The following is a 19,688-nucleotide window of genomic DNA, read 5'->3' as shown; positions in this document are numbered from 1 at the left end:
GTAAAGGTAAACGAGCAGAGAAAGGCCCCCGTCGCATGACGGGGGCCTTTCTCACTGCCGTCGGTACAGCTCAGCCGAGCTTGCTCACATCGCACACCGCGCCCTTGTCCGCGCTGGTTGCCATCGCCGCGTACGCGCGCAGCGCCTGCGAGACCTTGCGCTCGCGCTGCTTGGGCGCGTAGACGCCGCCGAGGGCCTCGCGGCGGGCCGCCAACTCCTCCTCGCCGACGAGGAGTTCGATCGAGCGGTTGGGGATGTCGATGCGGATCCGGTCGCCGTCCTCGACGATGTTGCCCTTGAGGACCGCGAGGCCGCCGTCCTTGGAGTAGGCGTGCTCGACGGAGCGGATGCAGCCGCCCTCGGCGTCCACGTCGAGCGACTCCCAGCGCTCGGACTGCGAGAAGGCGGTGGCCGAGCGCTTGCAGCCGGGGGCCGCGTGCCACAGCTCGACAGCCTCGGCGGAGGGCGAACCGCCGCGCACGTCCCAGGTCTTGAGGTGCTCCGCATGCGGATGTTGGAGGAAGTACCGTGCGAGCCATCGACCTGAGCAACATCACCTGGCGCAAGAGCACGTACAGCAACCCGGACGGCGGCCAGTGCATCGAGGTCTCCGACGACCTCCTGAGCGCTGCCGCATGGCGCAAGAGCTCATACAGCAACCAGGACGGCGGCGCCTGCATCGAGGTCTCCGACGACTTCCCCGCCGTCGTCCCCGTACGCGACAGCAAGGACCCCCACGGCCCGACCCTCCTCTTCGAAGCCTCGGCCTGGTCGGCCTTCGTCACCGCCGTACAGGGCGGGCAGCTGCCCGGCGCCTGACGCCCCGCGCCCCAAGAACCAGGCCCCCGTCGTCCGCGACGGGGGCCTCGGCCAAAGGCTGTGAGGGGCCCGGGCCTTTGGGGAGCAACGAGAGATCATTACTGTCGCCCGGCGCTCCGGGCGGCCCGGCTCTGCCGCCACTGCTCCATGGCCTTCTGGAGGGACTCGCTCACGAGGAGAAGGAATTCGCCGGTGGACTCGAAGCGGGCGCCGGCCGGGGTTGCGGCCCCGAGAATCTCGGTTGCGCGCTGCGATGCGGCCGCCAGGGCCTCGTTCATCTGCAGAGCTGCAAGGGTGGACCGGAGCCAGATCTCGTCGTCGATGGCATAGCGTTCGCGGCGCACGCCGGGAACTCGTTCCCGCCTGAGCATTCCCTGCTGTTCGAGGAAGGTGACGGCGTGCGAGATGGACGCCGGGCTGACGCGAAGCCGCTGGACCAGGTCAGCGGCGGTGAGGGTGCCGGAGTCGGTGACGAGCAGGCAGACCAGCACCCTGGCCATCATCCGGGGCAGCCCCTGCTGTTCGAGGAGAGTGGTGAAGGACTCCGTGAGGTCCTGGACCGCTTGGGGGTCACGCCCATGGCTGCTGTCGGGGACCGGCGGCGCCGGAGGCTGAGCCTGCTTGTGTCGGCGCGCACGATGCCGTGTGGCCTCGTGGGCCCGGTCCGCCCCGTAATCGTCGGGTCCGCCGTTGCGGGTGACCTCTCGCATGATGGTCGAGGCGGGCCGCCCCAGACGCTGGCCGATCTCTGTGTATCCGAGTCCCTCGGCCAGCCCCGCAGCGATGTGCTGACGCTCCTCATTGGTGAGTCTGCCTCCGGGCATCGGTGCTCGTCTCCTGTCTGCCGACATGCGCGGAGCTCGGCGCCCGCACCTGCAAAGTATGCGTTCACACGCAGCCCATTGCAATCCCAACGCTGATCACCCATTGCATTCAGCGTCATCATCATTGCAATATCAACACCATGTGCCGTGTGAAGCCTGCAAAATTAGCCCTCTTTGGCCTTTGACGAATCAGTGAACGCAATATACAGTCGCAGACGTTCAGCGATTGCTGAACGTTGGTGCGCGGTACGCAGGGGGATTCATGATGGGAAAGAGCAACAGCGGCTTCTCCGAAACAGGGCTGCGCAGACTGCGCGAGGTGCTGGCACGGCATGTCGAGTCCGGGAAGATTCCGGGGCTCGTCGCCCTGGTCGGCCGGGGCGGTGAGACGCACGTCGAAGCGATCGGGACGATGCGCCATGACGGTGGCGCGCCGATGCGCCGGGACACGATCTTCCGGATGGCGTCCACGTCCAAGCCGGTCGCGATGGCGGCGGCGATGGTCCTGCTCGACGAGTGCAGGCTGCGGCTGGACGACCTGGTAGAGACCTGGCTGCCGGAACTCGCCGACCGACGGGTGCTGAAGCGGATCGACGGCCCGCTGGACGACACCGTGCCGGCGCAGCGGCCGATCACCGTACGGGACCTGCTGACCTCCACGTTCGGGCTCGGCATGGATATGACGTCGCTGGGCACTCCGATCATGGGCGCGGTCTTCGAGCAGGGGCTCACGCCCGATCTGCCGGAGCCGATGCCCGAGCCGGATGAGTGGATGCGCCGCCTGGGCACGCTTCCACTGATGTACCAGCCCGGAGAGCGCTGGCAGTACCACATCAGCCACGATCTGCTCGGCGTGCTCGTCGCCAGGGTCACGGGCCAGTCGTTCGAGACGTTCCTGCGCGAACGCATCTTCGACCCCCTGGGCATGAAGGACACCGGTTTCCACGTGCCCGCCGACAAGATCGACCGGCTGCCGCCCCTCTACGCCCCCGACCCGCAGACCGGAGAGTTCATCGTGTGGGACGAGGCCAAGGGGGGACGCCACAGCCAGCCTCCGGCGTTCCAGGGCGGCGGCGGTGGACTTTCCTCCACCGTCGACGACTACCACGCCTACTTCCGGATGCTGCTGAATCACGGGATGCACGGGGGCGAACGGATCCTGTCCCGGCCCGCCGTCCAGCTGATGACCACCAACCGCCTCACGCCCGAGCAGAACGCCGCCCGCAACGCCATGGCCACCAACAACGTCCATGTGTCATTCGGCCAAGGGCAGCATGGCGGCTGGGGCATGGGGATGGCGGTGCGCACCTACCGCGGCGACTACGCGCCCGTCGGCCAGTTCGGCTGGGACGGCGGAAGCGGCACCTCGACCTACGCCGACCCGGACAACCAGCTCACCGGAATCCTGCTCACCCAGGTCGGGATGTCCACCCCGGACTCGGCGCGGCTCATCCACGACTTCTGGACCACGCTCTACCAGGCGATCGACGACTGACACCGAGCCCGCGCCCGGTACACCCGTGCCCGGTACACCCGCGCCTGGTACGCCCGCCCTCAGCCCACGACACCTGACGGGCAGCCCTCTGGCGGGCGGAACCGTCGACGTTTCCGCCGGGGTCGGGTCTTGGCCCTGTCTGCCTGAGGCCGGGGCCGGGGCCGGGGCCGGGGCCGGGGCCGGGGCCGGGGCCGCCCGAGGGTGCGATCCCCTCGGGCGGCCCGACCTGAGCAATCGAGATACCCCGGACACCGGCAGGACCGCATTCCACCATGCCCGTTCGATCGACTTTCATCACAGATCCAAAGGAGCACACCGCCATGTCCATCACCCTTACCGACCAGGACAAGCTCACCCTGCGGACCGCCGCGTACGGCGCCGTCTCGCTGCTGTCCGCCGCTGACGCCGCCGGCTCGCCCCACAAGGTCGCCACCGACGGCTCCATCGCCCTGGCCTCCGCGACCGGCCCGGTCGGGCATGTGCTCGCCGAGAAGACGAAGGGCGCGAAGCTGAGCAGCAAGTCCGTAGCCGGAATCGCCGACCAGGTGCTGCCGGCCCTGACCGCAGCGATGAGCCTGCTCAAGAAGCAGGATCCGGCAGAGGCCGACAACTTCCGCAGCATCGTCATCGTCGCCGTCGAAGCAGCCACCCGGGCCCACAAGGGCGAGCCCAGCCCCACCATGGCTGAGATGACCCGCAAGATCACCGGAGCCCTCGACGCCGCTTGACGGGATGGGGGGCCGGGACCATCCGGCCGGCCCCCGCGATCGAGATCCTGTCCACAGCTGCGGCGCTCATGCGGCACGACGCCGATCGGATCCCGGTCGACGTCGTCCAGGAAGAGGAACCGCTCCAGCTCAGGTCTGGTCGGCCCATCAGCGAACTTCCCGTACGCCTCGGCCCGTTCATCAGTCAGGAACTCCGCCGGCACGGCCGGACCGTAGCCGGCATCCGGGCCGGCCCGGCGGCGAAGAGCGGCCTGCTGAGTCGATCGCTATCGGGGGAAGCGGCGGGCAGGCCGGAAACGCAGCGGTGCGGCGCCCCTGAGGACGCCGCACCGCTGCCGTACCGAGCCGCTCAGCCGAGCTTGCTCACATCGCGCACCGCGCCCTTGTCCGCGCTGGTTGCCATCGCCGCGTACGCGCGCAGCGCCTGCGAGACCTTGCGCTCGCGCTGCTTGGGCGCGTAGACGCCGCCGAGGGCCTCGCGGCGGGCCGCCAACTCCTCCTCGCCGACGAGGAGTTCGATCGAGCGGTTGGGGATGTCGATACGGATCCGGTCGCCGTCCTCGACGAGGGCGATGGTGCCGCCGGACGCCGCCTCGGGCGAGGCATGGCCGATGGAGAGGCCGGACGTGCCGCCGGAGAAGCGGCCGTCGGTGACCAGTGCGCAGGCCTTGCCCAGGCCGCGGCCCTTGAGGAAGGACGTCGGGTAGAGCATCTCCTGCATGCCGGGGCCGCCCTTGGGGCCCTCGTAGCGGATGACGACGACGTCGCCCTCCTTGACCTGCTTGGTGAGGATCTTGTCGACGGCCTCTTCCTGGGATTCGCAGACCACGGCCGGGCCCTCGAAGGTCCAGATGGACTCGTCGACGCCCGCGGTCTTCACGACGCAGCCGTCCTCGGCGATGTTGCCCTTGAGGACCGCGAGGCCGCCGTCCTTGGAGTAGGCGTGCTCGACGGAGCGGATGCAGCCGCCCTCGGCGTCCACGTCCAGCGACTCCCAGCGCTCGGACTGCGAGAAGGCGGTGGCCGAGCGCTTGCAGCCGGGGGCCGCGTGCCACAGCTCGACGGCCTCGGCGGACGGTGAACCGCCGCGCACGTCCCAGGTCTTGAGGTGCTCCGCGAGCGAGGTGGAGTGGACGGAGTGCACGTCCTCGTTGAGCAGTCCGCCGCGGTAGAGCTCGCCGAGGATGGCGGGGATGCCACCGGCGCGGTGCACGTCCTCCATGTAGTACGTGCCGCCGGGGGCCACGTTCGGGGCGACCTTGGCCAGGCAGGGGACCCGGCGCGAGATCGCGTCCATGTCCCGGAGGCCGTAGTCGAGCTCGGCCTCCTGGGCGGCGGCGAGCAGATGCAGGATGGTGTTGGTGGAGCCGCCCATCGCGATGTCGAGCGCCATGGCGTTCTCGAAGGCGGCGTGGGTGGCGATGTTGCGCGGCAGGACGGACTCGTCGCCGTCCTCGTAGTAGCGCTTGGTGATCTCCACGACCGTACGGCCGGCGTTCTCGTACAGGGCGCGGCGGGCGGTGTGGGTGGCGAGCACCGAGCCGTTGCCCGGCAGGGACAGGCCGATGGCCTCGGTGAGGCAGTTCATCGAGTTGGCGGTGAACATGCCGGAGCAGGAACCGCAGGTGGGGCAGGCGTTCTCCTCGATGCGGAGGACGTCCTCGTCGGAGACGTTGTCGTTGACGGAGTCGACGATGGCGTTGATCAGGTCCAGCTTGCGGACCGTGCCGTCCACGAGGGTGGCCTGGCCGGCCTCCATCGGGCCGCCGGAGACGAAGACGACCGGGATGTTGAGGCGCATCGCGGCCATCAGCATGCCGGGGGTGATCTTGTCGCAGTTGGAGATACAGATCAGCGCGTCGGCGCAGTGCGCCTCGACCATGTACTCGACCGAGTCCGCGATCAGGTCGCGGGAGGGGAGCGAGTAGAGCATGCCGCCGTGGCCCATGGCGATGCCGTCGTCGACCGCGATGGTGTTGAACTCGCGCGGTACGGCGCCGGCGTCCCGGATGGCGTCGGAGACGATCCGGCCGACCGGGGCGAGGTGGGTGTGCCCGGGCACGAACTCGGTGAAGGAGTTGGCCACCGCGATGATCGGCTTACCGATGTCCTCGCTCGCTACACCCGAGGCCCGCATAAGGGCGCGGGCGCCCGCCATGTTGCGGCCATGGGTAACGGTGCGAGACCTCAGATCGGGCACGATGGTCACTCCCTCGGGGTTCGTACGTACGACCGCCGGTCACGGTAGGTGAACCTGCCACGTACCGGGTGGCGTCATAGAGCAGCTGAAGCCGAGATTACGCTCTTGATCCAAGATCCGGACACTGGCGCCGGAATGTGAGATGGCTGACCGGAGTACGGACAGCACGGGGTACGGACGGCACCGGCAGCGTCGGTACTGTCCGTAGCGGCCGTCACGCAGGGCGGACAGGGTGCCGCAGGATGGTGCGCATCTTCGCCGGATCGCTCTCGCGCACGTCGGAGAGGTAGATCTCATGGTGCAGACCGGCGCGCACCAGGCCCAGCTCCGTCATGTACGCGTCCATGCGTGCCAGAGAGGCGGGCTCGTCGGCGTAGGCGCCGTGGTGGGTCATCTGTACGCACCGGCCCTCGGTGAAGGTGACCAGCTGCACCCGGTCGACCGCGGCGCCCGACGGCCGGGCGGTCTCGCGTGCCCGGTCGGCCAGGGCCGGGTCCAGATCGTCGGGCAGGCGCAGGAACAGGTGCCAGCGCCACTGCGCGCGCGGCACGTCCAGCGGCGGACGCGGGTCCTCGACCCACCAGCGCCCTTCCAGCGGCGCCGCATGGGGCACCGGCAGCGCGCCCGCGACGACATACAGGGCCTGGACGCAGACGCCGTACTCGTCGCCGTCCGGTGCGCCCTGCCCGGTCACGCCCAGGCCGCGGACCGGCCCGAATTCCGCCAGTTCGGGCTCGTCGGCGGCGGTGTACCAGGGGTGCGCGGTGTCGTTCACGGTGCCTTTCGCGCTGTCTTTCGCGGTCTCGTTCACGGTCTCGTTCACGGTGTCTCCTCCAAGGGGATCAGCAGCTCGGTGAGCAGTCGTTCGGGTGGCGTGGTGGCGGGATCGTTGAGATAGACCTCCCGGAAGGGCCCGGTGAGGCGGTGGCCACGCTCGGCGCACCAGGCCAGCAGGGCATGGGCGGTCAACGCGATGTGGCCATAGGGGCCGGTATGGGTCGCGCAGGCGAACAGGCCGCCGGGCAGCAGATCCCCGGTGGCCCCCGCCGGTACGGGACGTCCGTCGGGCAGCGCGGCGGCGATGGTGACGGGGATGTGGCCGTCCAGTTCGACGGGGAACAGCCCGGTCAGCCGGACGGCCCGGTCGTGCTCCAGCAGGGGCAGCAGCCCGGCCACGCACCCCCCGGTGACCCGGCCGATGTCCTGCGGCGAACGCGCCGTGTCCCGGAGCACGGCCACCCGCTGGGGTTCCTCGTGCCGGAGGGTGACCTCGGCGCTGGGCAGCCCCTTTGCCAGCACCTGCTCCAGTGCGGCGAGGGTCTGGCGGCGCCGGGCCAGCTCGTCGTCGAGCCGGTCGCGTACCTCGGCCAGGACACGGGCGGCGTCCGGCCCGCGGAGCACCTCCCCGATGGCGGCCAGCGGCACATCCAGCGAGCGCAGCAGGCCGATGGACAAGGCGTCCCGCGCCTGGTCCGCGCGGCAGGAGCGGTATCCGGTGCCGGGGTCCACCCGGGCGGGCGGCAGCAGGCCGAGGTCGGCGTAGTGGCGCAGTTGTTTGACGCTGAGCCGCGCCAGACGGGCGAACTGGCCGATGGACAGGAGGCGTTCGTCGTTCACGGGGCCAGCATGGTGTCTCCGTCAGGGGGAGAGTCCAGCCCGTGGGAGAGTCCAGCCCGTGGGAGAGTCCAGCCCGTGGGAGAGTCCAGCCCGTGGGAGAGTCCAGTCAGTGGGAGGGTCCAGCCGGTGGGGGGGTCCAGCCGGTGGGAGGGCCCAGCCCGTGGGAGGGTCCGGCCCGCCCACGTCCCGGAGTGTCAGGCCTGGGTCAGATACCGCTGAAGCGTCGGCGCCACCATCGCGACGATCTCTTCCAGATCCGCGGACGCCATCGGCTCCATCTTGATGACGTAACGGAGCATGGCGATCCCGATCAGATGGCTCGCGGCCAGCTGGGCCCGGAACTCCGGGTCGGGTACGTGCAGTTCGCCCGCCACCCGCTGGAGCAGGCGGCGCTCGACCAGGCCGCGCAGTACGGCCGCCGCGGTCTCGTTGGTCAGCGCCGAGCGCATGATCGCCAGCAGCGGCTGACGGCTGACCGGGTTCTCCCAGACGCCGAACATGAAGCGGGCCATCCGCTCGCCCGCCCCGGCTTCGCCACCGCCCGCGATCGCGTCCGGCATGGTCAGCGCGGGCGCGAAGGACAGCTCGATGGCCGCCGCGAAGACCTGCTCCTTGGTGCCGAAGTAGTGGTGCACCAGGGCCGCGTCCACCCCGGCCGCCTTGGCGATACCGCGTACCGAGGTCTTGTCGTAGCCGCGCTCGGCGAATTCCGTACGGGCCGCGGCGAGGATCCGCTCGCGGGCGCCGGGCCCTTCGGCGGCCTCGGCGCGGGCCGGGCGGCCGCGGCGCCGGGCCGGCTTGGCGGGCTCCTTTGAAGGCTCCCCGCTCACGACCCCGGCACCCAGGTGGGCGAGGCCAGATGCAGCCGGGTGAAGGCCAGCGCCTCGGCCAGGTCGGCCTCGCGTTCGGCGGCGGACATCGCCCGGCGGGTGTTGACCTCGACGACCACATGTCCGTCGAAGCCGGTGGCGGCCAGCCGCTCCAGCACCTCGGCGCAGGGCTGGCTGCCGCGGCCCGGCACCAGGTGCTCGTCCTTGGCGGAGCCGTTGCCGTCGGCGAGGTGCACATGCGCCAGCCGGTCGCCCATCCGCTCCACCATCTCCAGCGCGTCGTTGCGCGCGGTGGAGGTGTGCGACAGATCGACGGTGAAGTGCCGGTAGTCGTCGTTGGTGGGGTCCCAGTCCGGGGCGTACGCCAGCATCTCGCGGTCCCGGTAGCGCCACGGGTACATGTTCTCGACGGCGAACTTCACCTCCGTCTCGTGCTCCATCCGCCACACCCCGCGGACGAATTCCCGCGCATAGCTGCGCTGCCAGCGGAACGGCGGGTGCACGACCACCGTGGAGGCGCCCAGCTTCTCCGCGGCGTTGCGGGCGCGCTGCAGCTTGACCCACGGGTCGGTGGACCACACCCGCTGGGTGATCAGCAGACAGGGCGCGTGCACGGCCAGGACCGGCACACCGTGGTAGTCGGAGAGCCGGCGCAGCGCGTCGATGTCCTGGCTGACCGGGTCGGTCCACACCATGACCTCGACGCCGTCGTAGCCCAGGCGCGCGGCGATCTCGAAGGCCGTCGCCGTCGACTCCGGATACACCGAGGCCGTGGACAGGGCGACCTTCGCATCCGGGATGCGCACCACTGGCTCTGTCACGAGGGACAGCGTACGGGCCGGGATGGGGCACAGGGCAGGAGGTCCGGACACCCACCGCCCCCTGTCGGCGGGGGGCCCTCCGCTCCGTGAGAGCCGTGAGGAGGGCGGGACAGGGGGTACGGGGGTGGCGCGGGCATCCGGGAGGCGTGACGAGTCTCACGAAGGCCGGGCGGACGCGGGTGTCCTTACGGCAGGTGATCCAGCCCGTCGCGGAATTACGGCAGGTGATCCAGTCGCCGCAGAATGACGCCCTCACGCAGCGCCCACGGGCAGATGTCCAGCGTCTCGACCCCGAACAGGTCCATCGAGGCCTCGGCGACCAGCGCCCCGGCGAGCAGCTGCCGTGCACGCCCCTCGGACACGCCGGGCAGCGCGGCGCGCTCCTGCACGGTCATCCCGGCCAGCCGCGGCACCCACTCCTCCAGCTTCTTGTGGGTCAGCTCACGCTGGACGTACAGCCCCTCGGCCGAGCGCGCCGCGCCCGCGATCCGGGCCAGCTGCTTGAAGGTCTTGGACGTGGCGACGATCCGGTCGGGCGTGCCGTAGCGGCGGAATTCGCTCACCACCCGGGCGATCTCGGCCCGTACGCGGCGGCGCAGGTTCCGTACGTCGTCGGGGTCCGGCGGGTCGCCCGGCAGATCGGCCGCGGTCAGCCGGCCGGCGCCCAGCGGCAGCGAGACCGCCACGTCCGGGTCCTCGTCGAGGCCGTAGGCGATCTCCAGCGAGCCGCCGCCGATGTCGACCACCAGCAGCCGGCCGGCGGACCAGCCCAGCCACCGGCGGGCGGCGAGGAAGGTGAGCCGCGCCTCGTCCTCGCCGGAGAGCACCTGGAGCTCGACGCCGGTCTCCAGGGCGACCCGGCGCAGGACGTCCTCGCCGTTGGAGGCCTCGCGGACCGCGGAGGTGGCGAACGGCAGCACGCTCTCGACGCCCTTGTCCTCGGCCACCTGCAACGCCTCCAGGACGGTGGCCACCAGCCGCTCCACCCCGGCATCGCTTATGGCGCCGTCCTCGTCGAGGAGTTCGGCAAGGCGCAGCTCCGCCTTGTGCGAATAGGCGGGCAGCGGGCGTGCGCCCGGGTGTGCGTCCACCACCAGCAGATGGACCGTATTCGAACCCACATCGAGGACACCGAGTCTCATACGGGGAAACCTACTGCGCGCGCCGCCCACTCTTGTCGGCGCGGTGCGTCCCGCCGCTCGCCGTAGGCTGGTCCTGTGGCAAAGACGAAAAAGGCGAAGCACGAAAAAGCGCTCAAGAAGGAAGAAAAGCGTCGCACCCAGGTGGCTGAAGGGGCGCAGTCCCGGCGCGGGGCCCCGGCCGACGAGGTCGGCCTCGACTTCGCCCGCGCCTGGGTCACGTTCCCCGACCCGGCCGACGACGAGCAGCTCTTCCGCTGTGACCTGACCTGGCTGACCTCCCGCTGGACCTGCATCTTCGGCAGCGGCTGCCAGGGCATCCAGGCCGGCCGGGCGGACGACGGCTGCTGCACGCTCGGCGCGCACTTCTCGGACGATGACGACGAGAAGCGGGTGGCCGGGCATGTGGCGCGGCTCACGCCCGACCTGTGGCAGTTCCACGACGTGGGCACCGAGACCGGCTGGGTCGAGGTGGACGAGGACGGTGAGCGGCAGACCCGCCGCTGGGACGGCTCGTGCATCTTCCAGAACCGCCCCGGCTTCCCGGCCGGCGCGGGCTGCTCGCTGCACATCCTGGCGCTGCGCGAGGGCCGCGAGCCGCTGGAGACCAAGCCGGACGTCTGCTGGCAGCTGCCGATCCGGCGCACGTACGACTGGATCGACCGGCCGGACGACACCCAGGTGCTCCAGGTGACGATCGGCGAGTACGACCGGCGCGGCTGGGGCCCGGGCGGCCACGACCTGCACTGGTGGTGCACGTCCGCGACCTCGGCACACGGCGCGGGCGAGCCCGTCTACGTCTCGTACAAGCCGGAGCTGACCGAGCTGATGGGCAAGAAGGGCTACGCCAAGCTCGCCGAGCTGTGCGAGGAGCGGCTGGCGGCGACGCTGCCGATGGCGCCGCATCCGGCGGACCCGAAGCCGCCGCAGAAGCCGAAGCAGAAGTAGCGGCAGAGGCACGCGCGCCGGGGCCGCCTCCGCAGGCGGCCCCGGTGGTGTCGGCTGCGCTCAGCGGGCGGGGTGGGTCGTGTTCGACGGCTTCGAGACGGGTGTGGTGCCGCTCGGGGCGGTGTCGGTCGGTGTGGGAGTCGGCGTCGGGGTCGGGGTCGGAGCCGTGGGGGTGGGCGTCGGCGTCGGTGTGGGGGTCGGCGTCGGGTCCGCGGGGGTCGGCGTCGGATGTGTGGGCCTGGGGTCCTGGGGGCCGGGGTGCGGGGCACTCGCGCCGTAGCCCTCCATCGTGACGGCGGTGCCGCCGGGCTCGATGGCGACCCTGGCCTGCCAGTGGCCCCCGGGCTCCCGGTCGTGATCGACATAGACCGTGATCGTCGTGGACTGCCCCGGCCGCAGATAGCCCGCCGTATGGCTCATCTGCAGCCAGGACGCGCCCGCCGACGCGGACCAGCGCACCGGTGTGTCGCCCGAGGCGTTGATCGTGATGAGTGTCGTCCCGCCGCTCGGCCACGCGGCGACCGTCAGCCGGCCGGGGCCCCACGCCTTGCGGTCGCCCGGCCGCAGCGGGGTACCGTCCGCGCCGATCACCTCGACCGACACATCGGGCGTGCCGTGACCTGCGGAGAAGGCGGGCTCGGGCGTCGTCCTGGCGTTTCCGGCGTTCTCGTACGGGCGGCCGGCCAGCCGCGCCCCGGCCTCCGTTTCGCTGGCCGTCACCGAGGGCGAGGCGTCCGCCGCCTCGCCGGTGGCGGGGGCGCCGCGGTAGGCCGCCCACAGGGCCAGCACCGGCGCCGCCACCACCGTGGCGACCACGGCGGTCGTCAGCGCCCGGCTGCGCAGCCTGCGGCGACGGGCGGCCCGGTCCGTGGGTCCTACGGGGAAACCGCTGCGGTCGTAGCGAGGAGAACCGTTTGCCCCACTCGACCGGCCACCGCGTCCCGACCGGGCACGCCGGGCCGCCGCCAACGCGCCGAGCACGGCCTCCCGCTCCGCGGTGACCAGCGGCAGCGCGCCCCGGGCCACCGGCGCGGTACCCGGCCACGGCCCCGGCGCGGTGGCCCGCTCGGCGGTCCGCCGGCACTCGGCGCAGTCGTCGACATGGCGCACCAGCTCCCGGCTCAGCGCCGCGCCCAGCAGCATCTGGGTGTCGCCCGCCAGCTGCGCGACATCGCGACATCGGCCGGACTCGACGACGGCCAGCGCCGCCCGGGTCCGTTCGACCTCGCAGGACGCGGTGGCCAGCAGCGCGCGGGTGGCGATCGGGTCGGCGCCGAGCACCGCGGCGACCTCGTCGGCCGAGAGCTGATGGCGCACCGACAGCTCCAGCGCCTCGCGCTGCTCGGGGGTGGTGCCGGCGGCCTCCGGCCAGGCCAGCGCGGCGAGTTCCCGCTGCCGGCGCTCGGCGTCGCGGGCGGCTGCTTTGGTGGCCGGTTTCTTGGTCGCCGGTTTCTTGGCGGCCGGTTTCTTGGCGGCCGGCCCGGTCCGCTCGGCGAGCCGGCCCAGACAGGCCCAGCGGGCCAGGGCGTAGAGCCAGGAGCGGTACAGCGCCGGGTCGGCGGGGCGCCGGTTCCGGTGCCGCTCGGCGAGCGCGAGCATCTCGCCGAGCACCGCGGTCGCCGTGTCGTGCTCGCACAGGACGGACAGGCAGTAGGTGAACAGCCCGTCCAGATAGGGCTCGTAGCCGTCGCAGCGCTCGTCCGCGGCGGGCTGGTCGGGGCGTTCGGAGGGCTGTGGCCGGCTCCGGCGATGGGCGTCGCCGCGCGACCGGTGTGCGCCGGTGGAGTGCGTGGGGTGCTCGGGCCTGCTGCTCATCACCCCGGCGACGGTAGGCGGATGATGCAGCCAGGCCTGCTCGCCTTGGACACTTTTAACCCTTACGGGTGACCTTCTCCCTCAAAAGAGGACACGAATCGGCCATTGCGGCCGGGGCACGCTCCGCGTACGCCACCCTGTCGGCGCAACCGGCGGCGCTGCGGGCCCCCTGCTCCTCACGAGCGCGGAGGGAGCGTTGTCAGACCCCGCCGATACGGTGACCTCATGGCAACCCGAAAATCGTCGGCCAAGGAGCGCCCCTCCTATCGCTGCACCGAATGCGGCTGGACCACCGCGAAGTGGCTCGGCCGCTGCCCCGAGTGCCAGGCGTGGGGCACGGTCGAGGAGTTCGGCGGCGCCCCCGCGGTGCGCACGACCGCGCCCGGCCGGGTCACCACCGCCGCGGTGCCCATCGGCCAGGTCGACGGCAGGCAGGCCGCCGCCCGCTCGACCGGCGTGCCCGAGCTGGACCGCGTCCTGGGCGGCGGGCTGGTGCCCGGCGCGGTCGCGCTGCTGGCGGGCGAGCCCGGCGTCGGCAAGTCCACCCTCCTCCTGGACGTCGCCGCCAAGGCCGCCTCGGACGATCACCGCACGCTGTATGTCACGGGCGAGGAGTCCGCGAGCCAGGTGCGGCTGCGCGCCGACCGCATCGGCGCCATCGACGACCATCTGTATCTGGCGGCCGAAACCGATCTGTCCGCCGTGCTCGGTCATCTGGACACGGTCAAGCCGTCGCTGCTGATCCTGGACTCGGTGCAGACCGTCGCCTCCCCCGAGATCGACGGTGCGCCCGGCGGGATGGCCCAGGTCCGTGAGGTGGCCGGCGCCCTGATCCGCGCCTCCAAGGAGCGCGGTATGTCCACGCTCCTGGTCGGCCATGTCACCAAGGACGGTGCGATCGCCGGGCCGCGCCTGCTGGAGCATCTCGTCGATGTCGTCCTGCACTTCGAGGGCGACCGCCATGCCCGCCTCCGGCTCGTACGCGGCGTGAAGAACCGCTACGGCACCACCGACGAGGTCGGCTGCTTCGAGCTGCACGACGAAGGCATCATCGGCCTCGCCGACCCCTCGGGCCTGTTCTTGACCCGTCGCGCCGAGCCGGTGCCCGGTACGTGTCTGACCGTGACGCTGGAGGGCCGCCGCCCGCTGGTCGCCGAGGTCCAGGCGCTGACCGTCGACTCCCAGATCCCCTCCCCCCGGCGTACGACCTCCGGCCTGGAGACCTCCCGGGTCTCGATGATGCTCGCCGTCCTGGAGCAGCGCGGCCGGATCAGCGCCCTGGGCAAACGCGACATCTACAGCGCGACGGTCGGCGGTGTGAAGCTGACCGAGCCCGCCGCGGACCTCGCCGTGGCCCTCGCGCTGGCCAGTGCGGCGAGCGACACCCCGCTGCCGAAGAATCTGGTCGCCATCGGCGAGGTGGGGCTCGCGGGCGAGGTCAGACGGGTCACCGGCGTCCAGCGCCGACTGTCCGAGGCGGCCCGGCTCGGCTTCACGCACGCCCTGGTCCCCTCCGACCCCGGCAAGATCCCCGACGGAATGCGGGTGCTGGAAGTCGCCGACGTCGGGGCGGCGCTGAGCGTCCTGCCCAAGCGGGTGCGGCGGGAGGCCCCACAGGAAGAGGGCGCACGCCGGTAGACTTTGCCCTGGTCTCGCCCGTCACCGCAGAATTGCCTGTCGGCCACGTACGCTCCGCTGGTACGTCAACACAGCATGGACCGGGCGGCCTGCGGACCGACAGACCTTGCGACGGAGGAGTGCAGTGGCAGCCAACGACCGGGCATCGACTGCCGGCAGGTCCGGTGGGGGATCCGGTACCGAGAGCCTGATGCGCGCCTCGCTGAGCGCCGTCGCGCCCGGTACGGCCCTGCGCGACGGACTCGAGCGCATCCTCCGCGGCAATACGGGCGGACTGATAGTGCTGGGCTTCGACAAGACCGTCGAGTCCATGTGTACCGGCGGTTTCGTCCTCGATGTCGAGTTCACCGCGACCCGGCTGCGCGAGCTGTGCAAGCTCGACGGCGCCCTGGTGCTCGACAAGGACATCACCAAGATCCTGCGGGCCGGTGTGCAGCTGGTCCCGGACGCCTCCATCCCCACGGAGGAGACCGGCACCCGCCACCGCACCGCTCAGCGCGTCTCGATCCAGGCCGGTTTCCCCGTCGTCTCGGTCAGCCAGTCCATGCGGCTGATCGCGCTGTACGTCGACGGCGAGCGCCGCGTCCTGGAGGAGTCGGCCGCGATCCTCTCCCGTGCCAATCAGGCGCTGGCCACCCTGGAGCGCTACAAGCTCCGCCTGGACGAGGTCGCCGGCACCCTCTCCGCCCTGGAGATCGAGGACTTGGTGACGGTCCGCGATGTCACCGCTGTCGCCCAGCGGCTGGAGATGGTCCGCCGGATCGCCACCGAGATCGCCGAGTACGTCGTCGAACTCGGCACGGACGGCCGGCTGCTCACCCTCCAGCTGGAGGAACTGATCGCCGGCGTCGAGCCGGAACGCGAGCTGGTCGTCCGCGACTATGTCCCCGAGCCGACCGCCAAGCGCTCCCGTACGGTCGCCGAGGCGCTCGCCGAGCTGGACGCGCTCAGCCACACCGAACTCCTCGAACTCCCCATCGTGGCCCGCGCGTTGGGCTACAGCGGGGCACCCGAGACGCTGGACTCCGCGGTCTCGCCGCGCGGCTTCCGGCTGCTGGCGAAGGTCCCCCGGCTGCCGGGCACGGTCATCGACCGCCTCGTCGACCACTTCGGCGGCCTCCAGAAGCTGCTCGCGGCCAGCGTCGACGACCTCCAGGCGGTCGACGGCGTCGGCGAGGCCCGCGCCCGCTCGGTCCGCGAGGGACTGTCGCGGCTGGCGGAGTCGTCGATCTTGGAGCGGTACGTCTGACGACGGGGTGCCGCCGTACGCGGTGGTGACCGGTATCGGTCTTCCCGCCGGACCCTCGCCCACCGCGGCGAGGGTCCGGCGGTGTTCACGACGGCGGCCGCCGACGCTTTACCCCAACGCCGCCGCCTCCTTGTCCGCCGCCAGCCCCACCACCGGCCGGTCCGGGCGCTGGGGCGCCACTCCGCCGATGGTCCGCAGCCAGGCCCATGTGTCGGCGACGGTTTCGGCGACCGGGCGGCACCGCAGCCCCGCCGCCACCGCCTTGGAGACATCGGCGCCGTAGAACGCGTCCCGCATCTCGCCGGGCGCCAGCCAGATCGGCAATTCGGTCCACGGCTCGATACCGGCGGCGAGTACGTCCTCCGGTGCGGTCCAGCGCAGCTCCGCGTCCGAGCCGGTGACCTTCACACAGCTCTCCAGCAGATCGCCCATCGTCGCGTGCCCGGCCTCGCTCAGCAGGTTGTACGCCCCGCCGAGCCCGGCCTGCACCGCGTCCAGCGTCCACTCCGCCAGGTCACGGGCGTCGACGTACTGCAGCGCCAGCTCGCGCGGGCCCGGTGCGAGGACCGGGCCACCGCGGGCGATCCGGCCCAGCCACCACGGCAGCCGCCCGATGTTCTCGTACGGCCCGAGGATCAGCCCGGCGCGGACCAGCAGCGCCCGGTCCCCGAAGGCGTCGATCGCGGCCAGCTCACCGCCCCGCTTGGCCGCCGCGTAGTCCGCCCACTCCGTGTCGTCGGCGGAACCCGCCACCAGCGGGCCCTCCTCGTCGATCCCGTACGCCGCCGGGTACTCGTACACCGACCGGCTGGAGATGTACGCATATGTCCCGGCCCGGCCGGCCAGCAGCCGCGCGCTGTCGCGCACCGCTGACGGCGCACCGGTCCAGGTGTCGACGACGGCGTCCCACTCACCCTGCTCCAGCACCGCGAGCCCCTCGGCGTCCGTACGGTCGCCGTGCAGCGCCGTCGCGCCCTCCGGGGGCGCGTGGTTCCCGCGATGGAACACCGTCACCTGCCAACCCCGCGCCAGCGCCGCCTCGGTGACCGCGCGGCCCACGAACTCCGTACCACCCAGCATCAATAGCTTCATGACGGCGACTGTGCCGGACGGTGGTGGCCGGGGCCAGCGGTGCACGCTCTCAGCGGATTCCCTACGGGCGGAACTAATGGAGGCCGACCCTCCGGGAGGGCTCGGCAGGCGTATCCGCCGCCCGTGCGCTCAGTGCTTGGCGAGGACGAAGGACGTACGGGCCGTGGTCAGGCCCGGCACCTTGGCCTCGATCAGATACTTGCCGGCCGGCACCACGGCCGAGCTCGGCGTCGCGCACTGCGGGCCGCTGGCCCGTCGGTCCCATTCGACGATGCGCTGCACGGAAGCCTTGGCCGGCACCTTCAGCAGCGCCGGCGCGGTGCCCGACGGGCAGTCGTTCGAGGCCCACACCGGGTCGTCGCCCGCGGTGTCGGTGATGGTGAGCACCGCGGCCTTCTGGCCGAGGTCCACCTTGCAGGCCGCGCCGGCCGAGTTCTTGACCGTCAGCTCGAACTTCGGCTTCACGCCCGGCGCGTAGGAGCTCTTGACGCTGCGCAGGACCAACTCGGCACCGTCGGATGTGCAGTTGGGGAGCGAGGGGGCGGCCACCACGGCGTTCTTGCCGGAGCCCTGGCCGATCGGCCCACCGCCACCGCTGCCGCCGGAACCGCCGCTGCCGCCCGAAGAACCCGAGCCGCCGCCGGAACCGGAGTCCGATCCGGATTCCCCGCCGGCGTCCGACTCATCGCGCCCGCCCGGCTTTTGACTGACCGCCGGTCCGGTGCCGGACGGCCCGGGCGTGATGGAGGTGGCGGGTCCCGACCCGTTCGACCCCTTGCCCTCGTCGCTGCTCTTGGCGCCGTCCCCGCCCCAGTTGAGGGCCCACACGACCAGGAGGGCGAGCAGTACGACGACGGCCAGCGCAACGGCCCTCCGCCGCCAGTAGATGGAGGAGGGGAGCGGCCCGATCGGATTGCGCAGTGATCCCACGCGGAAACTCTACGAGAGATCGGTAGCCACACCGGCCACTACCCGCCGCATCAGGCTGCAACTTTTCCCATGATCGGCCCGGAGACGGCTTCGCGGCCACGTTTCCCGCCGTAACGGGCCTGATGCCCCGTTAGGGCCGGGTCTGCTCCCCTCCGACCTTACTTTCGTCAGTTCCGCCCCCTGGCGTTCGTCGGATGTGGTGCGGCCGGGACGGTCCGTACGGTTGATGATCATGAACAGCACCGATCTTTACCGTGAACTCACCGACGCGGCGTACGACGCTCCCCACTGGCTCCGCACCCTGGCCGACATCGGCACCGAGGGCGGGATCCTGCTTCTGATGGCCGTGGCGGTGCTCGGGTGGTGGCGGGCCCGCAGCGGTACGGCGCACCAAGTCGCGCTCGCCGTGCTGGTGCCGATAGCCACCGCCGTCGCCTACGTCCTGAGTGAGCTCGTCAAGAGCGTGGTGGACGAGGAGCGGCCGTGCCGGGCGGTGGCGGGGGCGGCCGCCTCGATCGCGGCGTGCCCGCCCGAAGGCGACTGGTCCTTCCCCAGCAACCACTCGACGATCGCCGCGGCGCTGGCCGTCGGTATCGCCGTCGCCTGGCGGGCCGCGCTGTGGCCGGCGCTGCCGGTCGCCCTGCTGACCGGCCTCTCCCGGGTGTTCATCGGCGTCCACTATCCGCACGATGTGGCGGCCGGCCTCGCGCTGGGGGCGGCGGTGGCGGCACTCTGCGCGGCGCTGCTCGGCCGCCCGGTGACCGGCCTGGTGCTGCGGATGCGGGCCGGGCGGTGGCGGGTGCTGGTCGAGGCATAGGGCCTTGTCGCGACAGGGCCCGGCTCACGGTCCGGCCGGCCGGCGGATCTACACCGAGCGCCACTCCTCCTTGTGGCCGAAGCCCTGCCCGTTGTCGATCAGCCGCAGCCAGTCGGGGCGCAGCTCCCACAGCGCGGTCCGCTCCAGGGCGGCGCGGAGCCGGTCGTCCGCCGCGACGAAGGGGAAGCGCTCGGTGTAGATCCGCCAGCCGGCCGCCCGCTCGTCCCCGGTCAGGGTGCGGCAGCCGCCCCGGCCCTGAAGCCCCGTCAGCCCGCTCCACTCCTGGCCGTCCCGCTGCGCCGTGAACGCGACCCGCGCGCCGGGCTCGGCGAGGGCCCGGCCGTGCCGGGTGGTGGTCGCGGTGACGAAGTACAGCGCGGGCCCGGCGCCGGCCGCCGCGCCGGGCTCCGCCGCGTCGGTCGCGTACAGCACGGCGCACGCCTGCGGTCCGTCCTCGTCCACATACGCCAGCGTCATCGTCGTATGCCCGGCCAGCGCCCGCCGGATCGCCTCCGGGCAGAGCGCACCGTCCGCGTCCGCCACGCCCGCCGCATCCGTGTCTTCGGTACCGCTTGTCTCCGCCATGACCGCATCCTCGCCCGCCGCGGCCGGCGCCGGCGCATCGGCCCGCCTCCAGGGCCGCCGCGTACCGCCGGTAGCCGCCACCCGTGCGTCCCCGCCGTCCTGCGTGCGGGTGGGCGCGCGGCGGGGCGGGCCCGGTACGTT

Annotated in this window: 18 protein-coding genes and 1 pseudogene; 7 read left to right on the top strand and 12 right to left on the bottom strand. The window is 71.9% G+C overall.

Translation table 11 applies throughout. The features are described 5' to 3' along the window. Positions 1–70: 70 nt before the first annotated feature. Positions 71–505 (bottom strand): annotated as a pseudogene (locus KI385_RS26030) (hypothetical protein); the annotation flags it as partial. Between the two features lie 23 nt (positions 506–528). Here KI385_RS26030 and KI385_RS26025 point away from each other — a divergent pair. After that, positions 529–819: a DUF397 domain-containing protein gene (locus KI385_RS26025; RefSeq protein WP_238574592.1), complete on the top strand. Its 291-nt coding sequence runs from the start codon at positions 529–531 to the stop codon at positions 817–819. A 98-nt stretch (positions 820–917) separates the two neighbouring features. On the opposite strand, the gene KI385_RS26020 is transcribed toward KI385_RS26025, so the two are convergent. Continuing rightward, on the bottom strand, positions 918–1,643 hold the full coding sequence (locus tag KI385_RS26020) for a GbsR/MarR family transcriptional regulator (RefSeq protein ID WP_238574591.1): 726 nt from the start codon (positions 1,641–1,643) through the stop codon (positions 918–920). Between the two features lie 265 nt (positions 1,644–1,908). Here KI385_RS26020 and KI385_RS26015 point away from each other — a divergent pair, with 265 nt between their 5' ends. Then, positions 1,909–3,138 (top strand): serine hydrolase domain-containing protein, encoded by a 1,230-nt coding sequence (locus KI385_RS26015; protein ID WP_238577840.1) that lies wholly within the window; start codon positions 1,909–1,911, stop codon positions 3,136–3,138. A 320-nt stretch (positions 3,139–3,458) separates the two neighbouring features. Next, positions 3,459–3,866 carry a hypothetical protein gene (locus KI385_RS26010; protein WP_238574590.1) on the top strand — a complete coding sequence of 136 codons (408 nt, stop codon included), beginning with the start codon at positions 3,459–3,461 and terminating at the stop codon, positions 3,864–3,866. Positions 3,867–4,215: 349 nt separating this feature from the next. Here KI385_RS26010 and ilvD read toward each other — a convergent pair whose 3' ends face one another. The 6 genes from ilvD to KI385_RS25980 all read right to left on the bottom strand — a co-directional run bounded on the left by ilvD (position 4,216) and on the right by KI385_RS25980 (position 10,476). Beyond that, positions 4,216–6,066 (bottom strand): dihydroxy-acid dehydratase, encoded by a 1,851-nt coding sequence (gene ilvD / locus KI385_RS26005; RefSeq protein ID WP_238574589.1) that lies wholly within the window; start codon positions 6,064–6,066, stop codon positions 4,216–4,218. Between the two features lie 214 nt (positions 6,067–6,280). After that, the gene (locus tag KI385_RS26000) at positions 6,281–6,889 is read right to left on the bottom strand and encodes a GyrI-like domain-containing protein (RefSeq protein WP_238574588.1); all 609 of its coding nucleotides are present in this window, start codon (positions 6,887–6,889) and stop codon (positions 6,281–6,283) included. Beyond that, positions 6,886–7,683: a MerR family transcriptional regulator gene (locus KI385_RS25995; RefSeq protein ID WP_238574587.1), complete on the bottom strand. Its 798-nt coding sequence runs from the start codon at positions 7,681–7,683 to the stop codon at positions 6,886–6,888. Before KI385_RS25995 ends, KI385_RS26000 begins: the two co-directional genes overlap by 4 nt. Positions 7,684–7,877: 194 nt before the next feature. Further along, positions 7,878–8,513 carry a TetR/AcrR family transcriptional regulator gene (locus tag KI385_RS25990; protein WP_238574586.1) on the bottom strand — a complete coding sequence of 212 codons (636 nt, stop codon included), beginning with the start codon at positions 8,511–8,513 and terminating at the stop codon, positions 7,878–7,880. Then, the gene (locus tag KI385_RS25985) at positions 8,510–9,334 is read right to left on the bottom strand and encodes a sugar phosphate isomerase/epimerase family protein (protein WP_238574585.1); all 825 of its coding nucleotides are present in this window, start codon (positions 9,332–9,334) and stop codon (positions 8,510–8,512) included. The genes KI385_RS25990 and KI385_RS25985 overlap by 4 nt, the downstream gene beginning before the upstream one ends. 215 nt (positions 9,335–9,549) lie before the next feature. After that, the gene (locus KI385_RS25980) at positions 9,550–10,476 is read right to left on the bottom strand and encodes a Ppx/GppA family phosphatase (protein ID WP_238574584.1); all 927 of its coding nucleotides are present in this window, start codon (positions 10,474–10,476) and stop codon (positions 9,550–9,552) included. Positions 10,477–10,551: 75 nt separating this feature from the next. Here KI385_RS25980 and KI385_RS25975 point away from each other — a divergent pair, with 75 nt between their 5' ends. Further along, on the top strand, positions 10,552–11,421 hold the full coding sequence (locus tag KI385_RS25975) for a DUF3109 family protein (RefSeq protein ID WP_238574583.1): 870 nt from the start codon (positions 10,552–10,554) through the stop codon (positions 11,419–11,421). A 60-nt stretch (positions 11,422–11,481) separates the two neighbouring features. On the opposite strand, the gene KI385_RS25970 is transcribed toward KI385_RS25975, so the two are convergent. After that, positions 11,482–13,236: a BACON domain-containing protein gene (locus tag KI385_RS25970; protein WP_238574582.1), complete on the bottom strand. Its 1,755-nt coding sequence runs from the start codon at positions 13,234–13,236 to the stop codon at positions 11,482–11,484. A 225-nt stretch (positions 13,237–13,461) separates the two neighbouring features. Between KI385_RS25970 and radA the strand changes: the two genes are divergently transcribed. Continuing rightward, positions 13,462–14,874: a DNA repair protein RadA gene (gene radA, locus KI385_RS25965; RefSeq protein WP_238574581.1), complete on the top strand. Its 1,413-nt coding sequence runs from the start codon at positions 13,462–13,464 to the stop codon at positions 14,872–14,874. Between the two features lie 124 nt (positions 14,875–14,998). Beyond that, positions 14,999–16,123: a DNA integrity scanning diadenylate cyclase DisA gene (gene disA, locus KI385_RS25960; protein WP_128511465.1), complete on the top strand. Its 1,125-nt coding sequence runs from the start codon at positions 14,999–15,001 to the stop codon at positions 16,121–16,123. A gap of 108 nt (positions 16,124–16,231) precedes the next feature. Here the strand turns inward: disA and KI385_RS25955 are convergent, their stop codons facing one another. Beyond that, complete coding sequence (locus KI385_RS25955; protein ID WP_238574580.1) at positions 16,232–17,215, bottom strand: NAD-dependent epimerase/dehydratase family protein; 984 nt, start codon at positions 17,213–17,215, stop codon at positions 16,232–16,234. Positions 17,216–17,344: 129 nt separating this feature from the next. Next, positions 17,345–18,145 (bottom strand): hypothetical protein, encoded by an 801-nt coding sequence (locus KI385_RS25950; protein ID WP_238574579.1) that lies wholly within the window; start codon positions 18,143–18,145, stop codon positions 17,345–17,347. A gap of 232 nt (positions 18,146–18,377) precedes the next feature. Here KI385_RS25950 and KI385_RS25945 point away from each other — a divergent pair, with 232 nt between their 5' ends. Further along, positions 18,378–18,962, top strand: a complete 585-nt coding sequence (locus KI385_RS25945) for a phosphatase PAP2 family protein (protein WP_238574578.1) — start codon at positions 18,378–18,380, stop codon at positions 18,960–18,962. A 48-nt stretch (positions 18,963–19,010) separates the two neighbouring features. Here KI385_RS25945 and KI385_RS25940 read toward each other — a convergent pair whose 3' ends face one another. Beyond that, positions 19,011–19,547 carry a pyridoxamine 5'-phosphate oxidase family protein gene (locus KI385_RS25940; RefSeq protein WP_238574577.1) on the bottom strand — a complete coding sequence of 179 codons (537 nt, stop codon included), beginning with the start codon at positions 19,545–19,547 and terminating at the stop codon, positions 19,011–19,013. Positions 19,548–19,688 lie beyond the last annotated feature (141 nt).

This window comes from Streptomyces inhibens (assembly GCF_022221585.1).
GTDB lineage: Bacteria > Actinomycetota > Actinomycetes > Streptomycetales > Streptomycetaceae > Streptomyces > Streptomyces inhibens.
This window is presented reverse-complemented; position numbering and strand designations above follow the sequence as displayed.

Coding starts and splice junctions, on each gene's coding strand:
- KI385_RS26010 (WP_238574590.1), top strand. CDS start 3,459: ATGTCCATCACCCTTACCGACCAGGACAAGCTCACCCTGCGGACCGCC.
- radA (WP_238574581.1), top strand. CDS start 13,462: ATGGCAACCCGAAAATCGTCGGCCAAGGAGCGCCCCTCCTATCGCTGC.
- KI385_RS26015 (WP_238577840.1), top strand. CDS start 1,909: ATGGGAAAGAGCAACAGCGGCTTCTCCGAAACAGGGCTGCGCAGACTG.
- KI385_RS26020 (WP_238574591.1), bottom strand. CDS start 1,643: ATGCCCGGAGGCAGACTCACCAATGAGGAGCGTCAGCACATCGCTGCG.
- KI385_RS25970 (WP_238574582.1), bottom strand. CDS start 13,236: ATGAGCAGCAGGCCCGAGCACCCCACGCACTCCACCGGCGCACACCGG.
- KI385_RS25945 (WP_238574578.1), top strand. CDS start 18,378: ATGAACAGCACCGATCTTTACCGTGAACTCACCGACGCGGCGTACGAC.
- KI385_RS25955 (WP_238574580.1), bottom strand. CDS start 17,215: ATGAAGCTATTGATGCTGGGTGGTACGGAGTTCGTGGGCCGCGCGGTC.
- KI385_RS25940 (WP_238574577.1), bottom strand. CDS start 19,547: ATGGCGGAGACAAGCGGTACCGAAGACACGGATGCGGCGGGCGTGGCG.
- KI385_RS25980 (WP_238574584.1), bottom strand. CDS start 10,476: ATGAGACTCGGTGTCCTCGATGTGGGTTCGAATACGGTCCATCTGCTG.